Annotated in this window: 14 protein-coding genes; 8 read left to right on the forward strand and 6 right to left on the reverse strand. The window is 52.9% G+C overall.

Translation table 11 applies throughout. The features are described from left to right. Positions 1-13: 13 nt before the first annotated feature. Both QZJ86_RS19850 and traF read right to left on the reverse strand, forming a co-directional pair. Positions 14-1,465: a conjugal transfer protein TraH gene (locus tag QZJ86_RS19850; protein ID WP_301672254.1), complete on the reverse strand. Its 1,452-nt coding sequence runs from the start codon at positions 1,463-1,465 to the stop codon at positions 14-16. After that, complete coding sequence (gene traF / locus QZJ86_RS19855; RefSeq protein WP_301672255.1) at positions 1,462-2,481, reverse strand: conjugal transfer protein TraF; 1,020 nt, start codon at positions 2,479-2,481, stop codon at positions 1,462-1,464. The genes QZJ86_RS19850 and traF overlap by 4 nt, the downstream gene beginning before the upstream one ends. Positions 2,482-2,969: 488 nt before the next feature. On the opposite strand from traF, the gene mobI reads away from it, so the two are divergent. After that, a complete protein-coding gene (gene mobI / locus QZJ86_RS19860; protein ID WP_301672256.1) occupies positions 2,970-3,440 on the forward strand; it encodes a conjugative transfer protein MobI(A/C) in 471 nt (156 codons plus the stop codon). A gap of 384 nt (positions 3,441-3,824) precedes the next feature. On the opposite strand, the gene trfA is transcribed toward mobI, so the two are convergent. Next, complete coding sequence (gene trfA / locus QZJ86_RS19865) at positions 3,825-4,691, reverse strand: plasmid replication initiator TrfA (RefSeq protein ID WP_301672257.1); 867 nt, start codon at positions 4,689-4,691, stop codon at positions 3,825-3,827. Positions 4,692-4,698: 7 nt separating this feature from the next. After that, positions 4,699-5,184 carry a hypothetical protein gene (locus QZJ86_RS19870; protein ID WP_301672258.1) on the reverse strand — a complete coding sequence of 162 codons (486 nt, stop codon included), beginning with the start codon at positions 5,182-5,184 and terminating at the stop codon, positions 4,699-4,701. Between the two features lie 110 nt (positions 5,185-5,294). On the opposite strand from QZJ86_RS19870, the gene mobH reads away from it, so the two are divergent. From mobH to QZJ86_RS19890, 4 genes are all read left to right on the forward strand, one after another. Continuing rightward, positions 5,295-7,646, forward strand: a complete 2,352-nt coding sequence (mobH, locus tag QZJ86_RS19875) for a MobH family relaxase (protein WP_301672259.1) — start codon at positions 5,295-5,297, stop codon at positions 7,644-7,646. Further along, positions 7,643-9,487 carry a conjugative transfer system coupling protein TraD gene (gene traD / locus QZJ86_RS19880; protein WP_301672260.1) on the forward strand — a complete coding sequence of 615 codons (1,845 nt, stop codon included), beginning with the start codon at positions 7,643-7,645 and terminating at the stop codon, positions 9,485-9,487. Before mobH ends, traD begins: the two co-directional genes overlap by 4 nt. Continuing rightward, entirely contained in the window at positions 9,484-10,116 is a 633-nt protein-coding gene (locus QZJ86_RS19885; RefSeq protein ID WP_301672261.1) for a DUF4400 domain-containing protein, read from the forward strand. The genes traD and QZJ86_RS19885 overlap by 4 nt, the downstream gene beginning before the upstream one ends. 128 nt (positions 10,117-10,244) lie before the next feature. Next, entirely contained in the window at positions 10,245-11,384 is a 1,140-nt protein-coding gene (locus tag QZJ86_RS19890) for a ubiquitin-activating E1 family protein (RefSeq protein ID WP_301672262.1), read from the forward strand. Between the two features lie 9 nt (positions 11,385-11,393). Here the strand turns inward: QZJ86_RS19890 and QZJ86_RS19895 are convergent, their stop codons facing one another. Beyond that, positions 11,394-12,683, reverse strand: coding sequence for a Y-family DNA polymerase (locus tag QZJ86_RS19895; protein WP_301672263.1), 1,290 nt, complete (start codon positions 12,681-12,683; stop codon positions 11,394-11,396). Positions 12,684-12,685: 2 nt separating this feature from the next. Further along, positions 12,686-13,171, reverse strand: a complete 486-nt coding sequence (locus QZJ86_RS19900) for a LexA family protein (RefSeq protein WP_407081627.1) — start codon at positions 13,169-13,171, stop codon at positions 12,686-12,688. 103 nt (positions 13,172-13,274) lie between these two features. On the opposite strand from QZJ86_RS19900, the gene lexA reads away from it, so the two are divergent. From lexA to QZJ86_RS19915, 3 genes are read left to right on the forward strand one after another with little or no spacing between them, the layout of a single operon-like run. Beyond that, positions 13,275-13,901, forward strand: a complete 627-nt coding sequence (gene lexA / locus QZJ86_RS19905) for a transcriptional repressor LexA (RefSeq protein WP_301939039.1) — start codon at positions 13,275-13,277, stop codon at positions 13,899-13,901. A 9-nt stretch (positions 13,902-13,910) separates the two neighbouring features. Beyond that, a complete protein-coding gene (locus tag QZJ86_RS19910) occupies positions 13,911-15,317 on the forward strand; it encodes a 3'-5' exonuclease family protein (protein WP_301672264.1) in 1,407 nt (468 codons plus the stop codon). Next, on the forward strand, positions 15,310-15,546 hold the full coding sequence (locus QZJ86_RS19915) for a TIGR02450 family Trp-rich protein (protein ID WP_301672265.1): 237 nt from the start codon (positions 15,310-15,312) through the stop codon (positions 15,544-15,546). The genes QZJ86_RS19910 and QZJ86_RS19915 overlap by 8 nt, the downstream gene beginning before the upstream one ends. Positions 15,547-15,562 lie beyond the last annotated feature (16 nt).

A 15,562-nucleotide genomic window follows, 5' to 3' on the forward strand; every position in this document is an offset into this window, starting at 1 on the left:
AATAAATGGGGGACTAAGGCGTTGGCCAAGCCGTACCGGAAGCCGGCAACTGCGCCACGGTGCCGTAGTGTTTAGGCTTCACGGTGGTCATCAACTGCTGGTAAAACGCCATCAGGGTTTGAGGATTGCCATAACGGCCGGCGATGGTGACGTATTCGTCTTGGATTTGCTCACGGGCATCCTTCAAGGCATCCATCAGCAACTTGGCGTAGGCATGGTCGTTCATGTGCGCCGCAGTCTGTACTGCGTTGAGCAAATCGTTGACGATCAACTGTGCCATTTCCAAGGCAATCACCGGCGCCGCTTCCTCGGCCCACAATTTGGCAATACCGGCGTCTTCCCGCGCCAGGTTATGGATCATGCCGCCGATGGCATCCGGCACGGTTTGCATGAAGGCTTTTTCGCTGTCGGTGATTTGACCGCTGTTGGTCGAGAATTTGTAGATCAAGCCGTTGCCGGTATTGGCAGACCCAAGCAGAATCTCCATCACCCGTTGCTTCAAGCCCACGAGATTGACGTTCTGGACGATGGGTTTCAGACATTGATCGGCATCGTGGCCATCCGAACAGGTATATATCCTGACGGTTTGATAACTATTGCCGGCATCGTTGCCGTACATCAAATCCTTGATCCGCAAAATCGGTGGCGGTGCGCTGATGGCATTGTTCTCACCTTTGCCGTCTGGGGCGGCCTGCGGGGCATCGACGATCACGGTACCGGAAATACTCATCGCCGCTTCCAGCAAACTGTTGCCGCCAAAACGAAACCAGCCGCCGGCGTTCTGATTAACCAACGCTCGCCACACCAGATTGCCTTGAATGACCTTGGTCATGTCGGCGGGATCGTTTTGTTTGATTTGTTGCACCGGATCACCCAAGGTGCTGGTATTGGTCCAGCTGGAAAACACATCCGAAATGCCTTGGGTAAACGAAGCATTGGACAGATTGGTCTTACTTTGCAAATCGAAGGCTTTGACCGTATCGTTGACCAAGCCTTGCGCCAAGCGACAGGAGTTGCTGAACATCTGGTTCATCTCCTGGATTTTCTTTTGCAAGTCGGTCATTACCGACGCACACCAGGGACACATAGCGCCAACGGCGAGTTGGAATGCATAGCCTGAGGCATTGGCGGCCACGTTGCGCAGCAATTGCACGAACTGGTTGAAGTTGATGAAGCTGAAACTGCCGGCAAACAAATCGATCCCGCCACATCCGGCACTGAATGAAGGCGGTACGAACGAGACCAGATTGGTGTTGGTGATGCCATTGCGCGCCACCAGGCTGCCGCCGGTGATCACGCCGCGGCGCTGCCCCAAATGAGCGGTCGGTGTTGTGAAATTGGTCATAGTGCCGAACATGCTGTCCATTTCCTGTTGCAGATCGGCATAGGCTGGAACGGCACTCTCAACCAACAACATCAACACTAAGATCTGACGATAGCGTAATCGAAACGTAAACGACGTCATGGCGTGCTCCCCCTTTGCGGACTGCGTTGCAGTGCCTGGATCAATGACAGTGGATCTTGAGTAACCGCAGGGCTGATGCTACCGGCGGCCGGCAATAGCATCGGCGTGTTACGAATACCCTGGGTCGTTTGGTATTGGGTGGCATCGATCCAACCCGCTTCCTTGGCGGCCAGCAGAATCCGACCAGTGATTTCTTCCAGCGACAATGCGCCTTGCGCCAACGGTACAATTTGCTTGGGCGGTTTCATCAGAAACAGTGCCGGCGTCTGTTCGACGCCCAACATTGCAGCCTGACCGTTATCACGTTTGAACTGGCTAAAAAAGCCGTTCGGCATCGGCAAGCCATCGAGCGACACCGGATAGATTTTGAAGCCGTAGGCGTTTTCCAGCATGGCCAGAATCGGCGCCTGGACATGGCAATAAGGGCAATCGGAACGAAAGAAAAACAAAATGCCAGCTTGGGCGGCAATAGCTTTCAAAGCCTGTTCGGCGACCACACTGGCTTGATGATTAGCTTCGTTGGCGGCATAGGTCGCCACTGGCCGGCGCACCGTTTCATCGAGTAGCGGATCCGACATCACCACGTAGCGCGCGGCGTTGGTAAAACGCTCGGCTTTATCCATCATGACCCGCTGCAGGTAATAAAACGCAGCGACATTCTCCTGAGTGGGATTATCGATGGCCTGGTTCAGATAATGCTCCAGGTTTTGCTTCAACCAAGCAGAGGACAGGGGTTGGGGTTCTGCAGCTGGCTGGGCTTGAGTTTTGAGTTCAGTTTCAGCCTGATGATCGACGCTGGGCGGTTTGCTGTCAGGCTTCGGTTTGTGCTGATCAGCTTGAATTTCGGGTTGGGTTTTTTTAACCGGCTCCGGCAACACCTCGTACCAAAACCAGCCGCGCTGTTTGTCTTCGAAATATGGCACAGTCGGCATGTCGACAGCCTCATCGGCCCAGGCGGGCAATGCTTGCAGCAACATCGTCAGTACCATCAGCAATACGGCGGGATATGGGTTCATAGCCCTATTGTCACACCGGTCAACAGGCTACTCGTCTGCAATAAAGGTCAAATTCGACCTAAGATGCAGGATAAAACAAATTTTTTTACCTTGGCTGCAATAAAGGGCGATTTTGGCCTTTGTTGTCAGGCCGCAGGCTTTTCCCACGCCTAGAATCCGCTACAGGTTTTGATCAGACTCAGTTCATAAACCTGTGCAGGATTTCCGTTCGGCATGTCCCTGATCTATCAGGGACATTCGGCAAACTTTTTCAGCCATTCGCTAGGCGCCTTGTCTGAACAGGGATAGGCCGATAACCCCGTTATCAGGGAACATCGATGCCAACCTGGCAATTTTTCACTGCCTGAATCCCTGATCATTCAGGGACGCAGGGGCGGTGTGTCTGTACAGGTTTTTAGCTCTAGCTCTGTGTCATACCAGAAAATCCCCCCAAAAATCCCTCAGGGACGATCACTCTAAATCCCTGAAGTTAAGTATTAGGAAAATTCATGAAAAGTAACGATATCGAGAAAGAACCCTTATTACCGACTGATGCTGCCGTCTTGTCGTGGCTGGAGAACAAAGCCGAGCAATTGCATGCCCATGCCCGCATGTTGGTGGATGATTACTGGCGACAATTGAATCAGCGACATCAACACGTGACTACCAAAGAGCGCGGCCGTATTGGACTTAGAATTCGGCGTCGTGAAAGTCGGCTGTCATTTAGCATCGAGTGGTACCGAATAGCCACCCTGCGCCAAAATGGTCAGAATAAACCGATCTGCCAATACCTGAAAAAAGGTCCTGGCTATCGCTATCCCTTGCAGCGGATACTGAAGGGTGAACCCGACTGGGAACAGCAACTGGTAGAAACCTTGGAAAACGAATTCGCCGATATCCGTAAGCAAATGGCCATGCTAGGCAAACTGCGCGATGCCTATTTGCAGTTTCAAAAAGCCATGGAAACAGGTTTGCGCTGAGTGTCGATGACGCTGCTGATTGGAAGGCCAAGGCCCAAAGTTATCCACAGGGCAGTGGTCCTATATTTAGATTAAAAAAAGATTATAAATAGATTAGCACCCGTTTTTTCGAGTCGTTGAAAATCGCTGCAGGCCACGTCAATCGTGTCTTGCAGCGATTCCAAAAAATTGACTGAGCGTTAGTCGAATGCCGTGTGTTTTGTCAGCCGAATGCCGTGCTTTGCGTTAGTCGAATGCCGTGGGGTGTCAGTCGAATGCCGTTACCTTGTTAGTCGAATGCCGTGCCTCTGTCAGTCGAATGCCGTGTGCCCGTCAGCCGAATGCCGTGTCGGGGTGGCATCGACCGGGCTAAAATAGCGTCAGTCGAATGCCGTGCCATTTTGTTCAATGTTGCCTGAGCTCAAGATGCCTTTTTTGCGTCGGCGTCGGTTGTTTTTTGACCTTGACGACATCCTCATCGATTTCAAAGCGCTCAATAGCACCGATCGTGACCAAGGCCTGTAAGGCTTTACGCATCCGCAGTTTGAAGTCGCGGGGGTTTTGGGTGCTACTGCCGCTAAGTTGGTAAAGCGTTTGCAGTTTCAACGGATACGGTGCGGCATGCGAAGACAGGAAACCATGCAGCCATAACGCTAGCGGTTGTTTACGCAATTGCTGCCGCTGCTCAAATTCGATATAGGTATAACCGTCTTCGAACAGTCGTAACATCGACTCGGTCAGTTCCACCACATAGCGCTGAGTGACTTCGTCGCGGTGGTAGCGCAGGAAGCCTTTTTCACCAAAAGTCTGCCGACCATGGTAGGTGATTTCAACGAAGGCGCCGCCCAAACGCGCCATGGATTCTTTCAACCATTCGTGCTGACTTTTGCCGGTTGATCGACCCAGCGCCGTCAGCAGCGCGTGCGCACTGAAGGTCACGCTAAATCCCGGCAATTGCGTTCTGGACAGGTGCACGATCTGCATCCAGACGTCCAGATCCGACTGATTGAGCTGAACGCCCAGATAACGGACTTCGATCCCATCGACCGCTGCCAGTAAGGTACGCTTTTTGTACGCGATCCGTTCATTACCCTGCACGCCAGCAAACAAGGCACTGCGCAAACAGGCATTCGGCGTACCGCGCATAGCGGCTGGCCAGCTGGGAAGCGTAGCTAACGGCTCAACGCGTCGGGGTTGGGCTTTTTTTCGCTCAGTCAATGACTGGAAGCGTTCGGTTAGATTGATCAGTGATGTTCCGGTATTTTGGGTCATACCATCCTCACTTTTTCAAGCTGCGTGGATCGCAGTGCCGGAATGTCGAAGTTACTGGAGGCGGGTTTCTCTCGATCAGGTCGTGTTCCGCTTCGGTCAAATCGAGTTGATGATGACAATACTTGCGCCAAGCGCGTTCTAATCGAGACTGGTCGTCGCCGAACGGCACGCTGGGAGCACTCTGGTTCGGACTCGTTTCTTTGCCTTTTGCAGTCACTGCGGAATCGGTATCCGTGTGCGGCCTGGGCAAATCCACTTGACTGACGACATGCTCTATCGACGCCGTCCGTAACGCCGAACCGCCCATTCCGCCGGCCTGCCAAGCACTGTCCAAGCGCCAGGGGCCTTTGGAATCGAGCATCATCGATCCGATCACGATTTCGTCGACACGCTCATCCCGCGCGGCTGGTGTTGCGCAAGCCGTGCACAGCACCAGGGCAGCAAATACGGGGATAAAAGAGCGACGATAGGGGAAAATGCTGTCAATGTTCATGCGGCCTCCAGACGAATTAGAAAGCGCAGTACATTAATAACAATTTTTTCTGACCTTCCTGCAATAAAGGTCGAATTTGACCTTTATTGCAGGAAGGGTCGGAAAATTTTATGTCACGATGCGGCGTCATGGAAAACGCCCCGTCATCTTTCATTCAACGTATCAGTCAGCGTCTTTGGGGCGACAAACCGGCTTTGGCCAGTGCACCGCCGGCATCGTCTGGCGAGGAGATTCCACGCTATCCGCCGTTCATGAAGGGGCTGCCCGCGGCATCGGTAGAGCGTATTCTGGCCACCCAAAGCGAGCTGATTCAATCGATCGAGCAGGCATTGGCATTGCCGGATGCGTTGTATCAGGCGATTGCACTGCCAGTCATTACGCGCTATGCCGCATTCAGTCACTTGTTACCGGCCTCCGAATCACATCACCATCGCGGCGCCGGCGGTTTGTTTCGGCACGGCCTCGAAGTCGCGCATTGGGCAACGCTAGCTGCGCAGGGTTCTCTGTTTGCAACCGACGCCACACCCAAGGCTCGCAAAACCTTGGAGCCGCGCTGGCGATTGGCCGTGTGTTTTGCCGGTTTATTGCACGATATCGGTAAACCTGTGTCCGACATCGCTGTCACCGACAGTCAGGGTCAGCACACCTGGAATCCCTGCGACGAAAATTTGACCGACTGGGCGGCACAACACCATATCGATCGCTATTTTTTGCGCTGGCGAGAGAACCGTCATAAGCGCCACCAACAGTTTTCTGCACTGGTTATCGAGCGGGTGCTGACACGTGAGTCGCGTGCTTACCTGCTGGAACCGGGGCCAGAAATCATGCAAGCGCTACTGGAAACATTGCATGGTCTGGATCGCGGCAGCAAGCTCTATGAGTTAGTGGTTACCGCTGACTGCAAAAGCGTGGAACGCGATTTGAAAACCCACGCGCATTCGGTCGATGCGGCGTTGGGCATGCCGGTCGAGCGGTATCTGTTCGATGCGATGCGGCGCTTGATTAAATCCGGCCAGTGGCTGGTCAACGACAAAGGCGCCAGAGTATGGCGATTCCAATCCGGGGTGCATATTGTCTGGCGTACCGGTGCGCAAGACATAGTCGGTTTGCTGGCCAAAGACAAAGTGCCCGGTATTCCGCGCGATGAAGATACCTTGGCGGATATTTTGATCGAACGCGGTTTGGCTATTCCCAAACGCGATGCAGAGGGGCGCCAGTACCGCTATTGGCGTATGCGACCCGATAACTTGGACGCCGTGTTTTACATGCTGCGTTTGGCATCGTTGGAGTCGATATTCAGCAATGAGCCGCCGGCCGCGATCGAAGGATTTGAAGTCGAGGATGAGGATCGTAATACGCCAACTCAACCCGAAACCAACGACCAGGCATTGCCCGAAAAGTCAGTAGCGGTAAAACCTCGCAAACCGATCAAACCCAAGCAGGTTTCACAGACACCAGCAACCGACCGCGAAATGCCAAACTTGGCTGTCTTTCCCGATGGCAATGTCCAAGAGCAGGTCCCGTTATCCCCTGCAATGCAGGTTGAATCGGATGCCAGTGAAACCGACAAAACCACCACCCTTGTCGAGGACGCATGCACGCCGAGTGTGGATGGCGATGCCCAGTCTTCAGCCGACTCTCAAGCGGAAATCGTGACTGAGCAAATCCAAACGCAATCCATCCAAGTTCCAGAAACCTTATGGCTCAGCAATCATGGCCTGGCCGGCGCTTGGCTTATCGAAATCGCGACCCGGATCGCTCAGGGTCAGTGGCCATGGGCCGGAGACATCTTCGAAAGACAAGGCAAATGGTTCTGCCTGTTTCCAGACGTTCCGCAAAAGCTTCAGATCGAAAGCGATGTGTTCATTCAAGGATTGGTCGATCAAAACTGGTTAGTGACCGATGTGTTGTCTCCGATGCGTAAAGTGCAAACCTTAGGGCAGCAACGCGTCGTACAACTGGCCGCGGAACCTGCGCAAATGCTATTGCGCATGATAGGCGATTTATCGATTCAATCATCGAATGCCACAACAAATGCATTGACTGCTGAAAATGCCGAAGTCAAACCAGACAATCGTATCGATCCACTCAATCCATCGACCGTTCAAAAGCCCACCAAGCAGCGAAACAGCAAAACCAAACCAAGGAGCCAGAAACAACCGGCAGAACCCTCTTTAACATCGACAATGGTCTCGATTTCGGCCAAACCGAGCGCTAACGACGACATTCAGAGCGTTCAACCTAGGCAAGATTTTCCGGTGGTGAGCGCGTGGATCAGGACACTGAGCAACACTCGAGATCAGCAAGACGACTGGATCACTGTTTCTGATGACGAACTCGGGGTCTACCTGGACGCTCATCCCGACTTGAAACGCTACGAGTTCCTACGCGAAATCAGTCAGCATCCTGACTGCCAAGTGATGGGGCGGGGGCAAGGCATCAAAGTACGGATCAAACCATGAAATCCGATTACGACTACCAGTTCCCCTGGCGCCCCATCTTCGAGGTGTATGCCATCTCGGGTTGGTTGGGTGGTGCCGGATTGGCGCATTTCACCAGTCGTTGGTCGGGCTTGCCGCGCGAACCCTTCGACTGGTTGATGACGGCGTGCGGAGTGATGGCGTGTTGGCGATTGTCACCGGCCTTGAATCTCTGGTATCGCAAACGCCGGTTGCGCCAGTTTCGGTTCCAGTACCTGGATGCCGAAAAGCTGGTTTCGATGGTGAAACAGCATCCCGAGGCCTTGTGGTTTGGTTGGGGATTCGATTGGGTGCAAAAGCATGCCCAGTTGGCCTATGAGATTTTAAAACGCGATGTCTCGACCTTGATTCCCAGCGATCATCAACGCATGGGCTCGGCCTGGATACATGGACTGGAAGTGTCCGAAAGTGATATTCGTCAGCCCTTGCAGCATACCGCCGGCCATACGCTGCTGGTCGGTACCACCGGTGCCGGCAAAACCCGCGCCTTTGACGTGTTGGTAACGCAAGCCGTGTTGCGCGGCGAAGCGGTGATTATCATTGATCCCAAGGGCGACAAGGATTTGATGACCTGCGCCAAACGTGCCTGCGCCTTGGCCAAGCGTCCGGATCGCTTCGTGTATTTCCACCCGGCGTTTCCAGAAGACAGCGTCCGACTCGATCCCTTGCACAATTTCAACCGGCCTTCGGAAATCGCCAGTCGTATCAGCGCTATTTCTCCCAGCGAAAGCAGTAACGATCCGTTCAAAGCCTTTGGCCAAAAATCACTGGATAACGTAATTCAAGGCTTGATGGTCATCGAGGAGCGACCAACTTTGGTCAAGCTGCGTCGTTATTTGGAAGGCGGACCCTCCACGCTGGTGATTCAAGCCTTAGAACGCTATTTCGACAACAACCTCGGTCATTGGCGGCAAGAGGCGCGGCCTTACCTGAAGAATGCCAAGGACATCGATTCCAAAGCATTAGGCCTGGTGCGATTTTACCGGGAGGTGGTGCAGTATCAATTGCCCAATCTGGATTTGGAAGGCCTGTTGTCCTTGTTCGAACACGACCGGGCGCACTTCAGCAAGATGGTGGCGTCCTTGATTCCGATCATGAACATGCTGACCTCCGGCTCCTTGGGGCCTTTGCTGTCACCGAATCCGCACGACGTAGATGACTTGCGGCCCATCACCAATACCGGCCACATCATCGAAAAAGCCCAGGTCGCCTACATCGGCCTGGACTCGTTATCGGACGGCATGGTGGGCAGTGCCATTGGCTCGATTCTGTTGGCTGACTTGGCGGCGGTTGCCGGCGACCGTTACAACTATGGTGTCTCGGAGCGACCCGTGAATGTGTTCGTCGACGAGGCGGCGGAAGTCATCAACGATCCCTTCATCCAGGTCTTGAACAAAGGCCGCGGCGCCAAAATTCGCTTGTTCATCGCCACCCAGACCTTTGCCGATTTTGCCGCCCGCACCGGTTCCCAGGACAAAGCGCGGCAGGTACTGGGCAACGTCAACAACCTGATTGCCCTTAGGATCATGGACAGCGAGACCCAGCAGTACATTACCGACAATCTACCGAAGACGCGGTTGAAGTACATCATGCGCACCCAAGGCGTCGCCACCAGTGCGACCAATCCTACGGTGTTTTCCGGCAATGTCGGTGAACGCCTGATGGAAGAAGAAGGTGATTTGTTTGCACCGCAGCTACTCGGACAACTGCCGGACTTGCATTACATCGCCAAGTTATCCGGCGGCCGGATAGTAAAAGGTCGGTTGCCGATTCTGCGGTCGGACCTGGATCAACAACGGGACCGCCATGGTGCGAGCTCATGACGCGCAATCTCTTGTTCAGTCTGATGCTTTGGCTACTGGAGGTGATCCTGGTGGCCAGTTTTGTGTCCGACCGCTGGACGCGCGAACTGCAGCGCGCCGAAGACCGGATGATGATTGGCTATTTTGGCGCCGATAAAGAATCTCAGATCAGCCACACCGCGCAGCGCTGGTTTGATCGCTTGTTCGTCACCACCGGCATCCGAGACAGTGTGTTCCGCTACTTCATCCCGACCGAGCGCGAACGGCAGATGTCCAAAGGCTTCGAGGATGTGGGTCGCAACGATTTGTTTCCCTTCATCGAAAGCCGGCTTAACGTGCTGTGGGACACGATTTTTCAAATGATCAAGCGCCTGACCACGGCCTGCATCTGGTTGCCGTACTTGGCAGCCGCCTTGCTGCCGTTTGTCGTCGACGGACTGGTACGGCGCAAGATCAGCCAGACCAATTTCGATTATCCCAGCCCCATGGCGCATCGCTACAGCCTCTACCTGATTCTGGGCGCGCTGTATCTGTTGTTGGTCAGTTTGACCTTGCCGTTCCCGATTCCACCGCAAGCCGTCCCGGTAGGCGTTTTTGTCGTGGCTTACGCCGTCAACGTGTTGTTGGCCAATACGCAAAAGCGGGTGTAGGTGTTCCATGAATGTCATCTGTTTTCTGCACGGCATGATCCACACACATCCGGAGCATAACCCCAGGCTCAGGCCAAATCCAAAACTTGTTTTACTCCTCAACCTCAACACAACCCAGGAGCATTATCATGTCAACCCGTTCTATTAACGACACCGCTACGTCGGATCCTTTCGTTGAATTCATTACTTTAACCGCTAAGAAAGTCGCCCTGAACCCAACGTCGTCGGAGCTCGATTCACTTTTTCGAGCGTTGATCGAGTCCTGTATTGCAAAAGGCCAGGACGATATTTTGGTAAGCGCTTTACGACAATCGGAAGGTTTGCACGTATTTTCGATATTAAATGAGCGCATTGTTTCGCTCGCCGAACGCATTCGGGTGAGATTGCCGTCTATGCCGAATGCAGAGTCGATCGTATTCGCCATTCCGATGGTCATCGAGCCCCACCTTGGAAAGGCTTTGCCTAAGCGTATTGAAGACCCCGAGCGCATTAGACAATTGCTTCAAAGCCATGGGCTGATCAATGATGGACAAGCTCTCGCCATTCATGACGAATTATTCACCCTTGAAGACATCAACTGGTTACCTAGCCAAATTCGCCAGATCAACCAGCAATTGATCGAGCAAGCCGAAGGCGAAATTTCAACATCGGAATCACGCCGTTCTTTTGTTATGAACCCCTCGGAGAGTCCGGAGGCGGACCTCATTTTGCGATTCCTGGTGGGTGTGGTGATTAGCGATCAGGCATTAACCCCCCTTTTTTGTGAACAGCCCAAATCGGATGCCTTTGGCGGATTTGCCGAAGAATGGTCAGTAGCCTTTGAAGACGAGATGGATGAACAAACCGGGCACACTGTCTGGGCTGTTGAAAAACCCAATCCGCTCAGTATTGCCGCCTCGCGCGGGATCCATTTACTCAATGGGCTTGATATCTTCTACAAGGTAATTATGAAAGCCCAAGATTATCCCGTGTCAAAAGTCCTGCTCAGTAAACACGGCGTCGATGGCATACCCACGGAAATACGGGCGGCTTTTTTTGATGATGATAAAGCACTGTCAACCGTTTACGTTTGGCCGCTCTTGAGAACCGATGACGCTAAGACAGAATTCGAAGACATCAACGAACTTCTGATCGATCTCAATATTCCTCACATGATTGACAACAATCTTCTTCCTGCCATCGAATTCACGGGGAATTTCCAACACTATTGTGAATCGATGTCTAGGCAATTGGAACCAGAGGAGCCGCAAACGTTCTTTATATGCTGAGTCATGCAGTTAGCGAACGATGACCAATTCTCGCCAATCGGTAGTATAGCGTTGTGAAATGCGTTCGGCTTTGGGTTTCCAACTGTTATCGAAGCCCGATGACGCGATCGTGACCGCTTTGGGGAATCGTCGATTGATGGTGTCCAGGGTTTGCATGAGTATGGTGTTATCGGGCGGCGTACCCTCGCAGCTCAAGTCGAAGAGATCGAACTGCGAGGGGGATGCTGCAGGCCGAATCGCACTCAGTTGGACACCGCATTTTTGATAGCCAAAGCCGGGTTTGTAGATGGCTGTTAAACTCGACAGTGCGACGCGAATAATCGTTCGGGTATCCTGGGTGGCGGCATCCAACTTGACGGTTGCCGATCGCTGGTACTGGGGATCTTGAACCGCAAAGGGATTGGTGCGAATAAACACACTGACGCAACCGGTCACTGACTGTTGCCGACGTAGCTTTTCCGCCGCTCGGGTACAGTATTCCGACAGGGCTCGACTTAACTCGTCCAACTCCGTCAGCTTACGACTGAACGACCGTGAACAGACGATTTGTTGCTTGTCCGCTGCCACGTCTTCCAGATCAAGACAGGCCGTACCGTTCAGTTCCATCACCGTACGGGCGACCACGACGTTGAATTGCGCCTGGATGGTTTTAGGAGGCTGTATGGTCAGGTCCCAGACGGTTTGAATGCCCAATTGATTAAGACGTTTTGTGGTTTGCCGGCCAATTCCCCAGACTTCATCTACCGGAACGATTTTCATCAGCTTTTCCCGACGGACGGGGTCGGTAAGGTCGAGGACACCGCCGGTTTGCTTCCATTTCTTGGCGGCGAAGTTGGCCAGCTTGGCCAGGGTCTTGGTCGGTCCCATACCCACACACACCGGAATGCCGGTTTGCCGAGCAATCGTCTTGCGGATACGTTGGCCATAGGCAATCGGATCTTGATAACAAGGATACACGCCGGTTAAATCCAAAAACGCTTCATCAATGGAATACACTTCCATGCGCGGCGTAAATTCTTCCAGCAAGCTCATCACCCGCGCCGACATGTCCGCATACAAGGTATAGTTCGACGAAAACAGTTGGATTTGATGCTGATTGACCAAATGTTGGACCTGAAATAAAGGCACACCCATTTTGATGCCTAAATCTTTAACCTGCTGGCTACGCGCCACTACACAACCGTCGTTATTGCTGAGCACCATAACCGGTTTGTCATTGAGGTCCGGCCGGAACACCCGCTCGCAACTCACGTAAAAATTGTTACAGTCGACAAGACAGATGAGTGCTTGTTCCGTCATGATCAGACAGGATGGATGACATTGGTAACCGTCCCCCAGAATACAGTTTCCAGATCATCGGTTAAGGGAATATCTGGATATGCGGGGTTTTCGGCTTTCAAACGCCATTGACCGTCAGTAACCATCAGACGCTTGACCGTCAATTCTCCGTTGAGCGCGCAGATCACGATCTTATCGGGCATCGGTTCCTTGGAGCGGTCGACAACCAGAATGTCATTGGGATGAATCCCGGCACCCAACATGGAATCACCTTGGGCTCGCACAAAAAAAGTCGCCGCCGGCTTTTGAATCAGTAATTCCTCCAAATCCAAGGTCTTTTCCACATAATCATCGGCCGGCGATGGAAAACCCGCGGCCACTTTGCTGATGAACAGCGGCAGTCGTCGGTTTTTTCCCGGCTTGGCAAGATGAAACCAATCCAATCCGTCACGGATTAGGGGTAACGGTTGTGAGGGGTTAAGGATCGAAAATGGCAATGATTCGGTCATGGGTATCACGGTGAATTACAAACTATTGATGACATAAGACTACCATCGAAATCGCAAACGTTCTATGATTGTTCTCAATGTGTTGAACCTTATTTTTTGCCGTATGAGCGCCTTAACCCGAAAACAACAGGCTATTTTGGATTTCTTGCTGGACAACCAGACACAGTTTCCACGGCCGCCGTCGTTGAATGAACTATGTCAGGCACTCGGCTTGAAGTCGCGGGGCTCGTTACATTTGACCCTAAGGGGATTGATCGATGCCGGTTTTGTCGAAGCCATGGGGCACAAGCGTCGAGGGGTTCGATTAACGGGGAAGGCCTTGGCATTGCGTGAATCTGGCCAACAGCTGCCCCACGCTTTGCCCTTGGTTGGCAGCATTGCCGCCGGCAAACCGATCGAGGCGATTGAGCATACCGAATGGATCAGTGTCCCTGATCAACTTCGCAGCGAACAATCGTGCTATGTGCTCAAAGTTAAGGGGGATTCCATGATCGAAGCCGGCATACTGGATGGCGATTGGGTTGTCATCGAACAACGTAGTCACGCCCAGAACGGTGAAATTGTGGTCGCACTGATCGACAACCAGGAGGCCACCTTGAAGTACATCGAGCAGACAGCGGATGAGGTGTTATTGATTCCCGCCAACTCCAGCATGGAAGCCATGCGTTTCCATCCGTCGCAAGTCAGCATTCAAGGCGTACTGGTGGGCCAGATGCGCAGTTACCGTTAGGACTCCACCATGCAAGCCTTAGCTTTTGTCGACCTGGAAACCACCGGCGGCTCTGCCACCAAAGACCGTATTACCGAGATCGGCATTGTCCTGGTGGATGACGATGGCGTGCGGGAATGGAGCCAACTGGTGCATCCGCAAATGCGCATTCCGTTGTTCATCGAACAGATGACCGGCATCAGCAACGCCATGGTCAAAAATGCACCCACCTTTGAACAAGTGGCCAAGGACGTGGATGCCTTATTGCAAGGCCGGTTGTTCATCGCCCATAACGCCAGGTTCGATTATGGGTTCCTAAAAAATGAATTCAAACGGGTTGGCATGGTGTTTAAGCCGCAGGTGTTATGCACGGTAAAACTATCGAGGGCACTGTATCCGCAGCATCACCAGCACAATCTCGATAGCCTGATCGAACGCCATCAACTGACAGCCAAGGATCGCCACCGTGCTTTAGCGGATGCCCAACTGATTCATCAATTCTGGCAACATGCCCATCTGCAGTTTGCTGCCGATGCCATCGAAGCCACGGTTAAAAACCTGGTGCAGCGATCCAGTCTGCCGTCACAACTGGATCCGAATCTCGTTCATGAATTGCCAGAAGGCCCCGGCGTCTATCTGTTCTATGGTGAAAACGAACTGCCGCTGTACATCGGCAAAAGTGTCAACATCAGACAGCGAGTGCTTTCGCACTTCGCTGCCGATCATCGCCAAGCCAAGGAAATGAGCTTGTCGCAGCAAACCAAGCGTATCGACTGGATTGAAACCGGCGGTGAACTGGGTGCATTATTGACCGAAGCCAAGCTGATCAAACAAATGACACCCGTGCATAACCAACGTCTGCGGCGTAAAAATGCGCTGTGTGCCTGGCAATTGGATCAGAAGCAGGACCAGTTGTTGCCGCGTTTGACCTGGGCCAACGATCTGGATTTTGGCACGCAGGACAATCTCTACGGTCTCTACAGCAATCAGCGCGATGCCCAGAAGGCCTTACGCAATTTAGCCGAACAACATCAGTTATGCCTGGGTGTGCTCGGTCTTGAAAAGATTGGCAGCGGCAAACCGTGCTTTGCTCATCAACTCAAACGCTGCCGAGGTGCCTGCGTCGGCAAAGAATCCGGCTTGGAACACGCCACGCGCTTACTGACCGCCATGAGCAAACTTAAGCTGGCCAGTTGGCCTTATCCCGGCGCCATCGGCATTCGCGAGGAAGACGATTTGCACGTCATCGATCATTGGTGTTATCTCGGGACGGCGCACAGTGACGAAGACGTCCAAAAACTGCTGGAGCAAGGCAGACCGGCATTTGATCGCGATACCTATATGACCTTGGTCAAGGCGTTAAAGAAAACTCAGGTCGTGCATTTACGTTCAACGCCACCCCATGAAGCCATCCGCAGGAGACATTCCGATGCCTGATTCAACTAAAAGTCGCTTGAATCCGAACAAATTGCTGTTGAGCAAATTGACTACCACAATGCCCAAAAACATGGAAAAGCATTTTCTGGTCACCCAGCTGATCAAGCCCGAATTGCCGGATGCGCCTTTAGAACACATCGAGTTGCAAGCGATCTATTCGCACCGCAGCTTTATTCTGCCTTGGCGAGATCTGACCGATACAGGGCAATGGTTACAAGGTTGGCAGTAAACCAGAGTGGATTAGA

The organism is Methylomonas montana, assembly GCF_030490285.1.
Taxonomy (GTDB): domain Bacteria; phylum Pseudomonadota; class Gammaproteobacteria; order Methylococcales; family Methylomonadaceae; genus Methylomonas; species Methylomonas montana.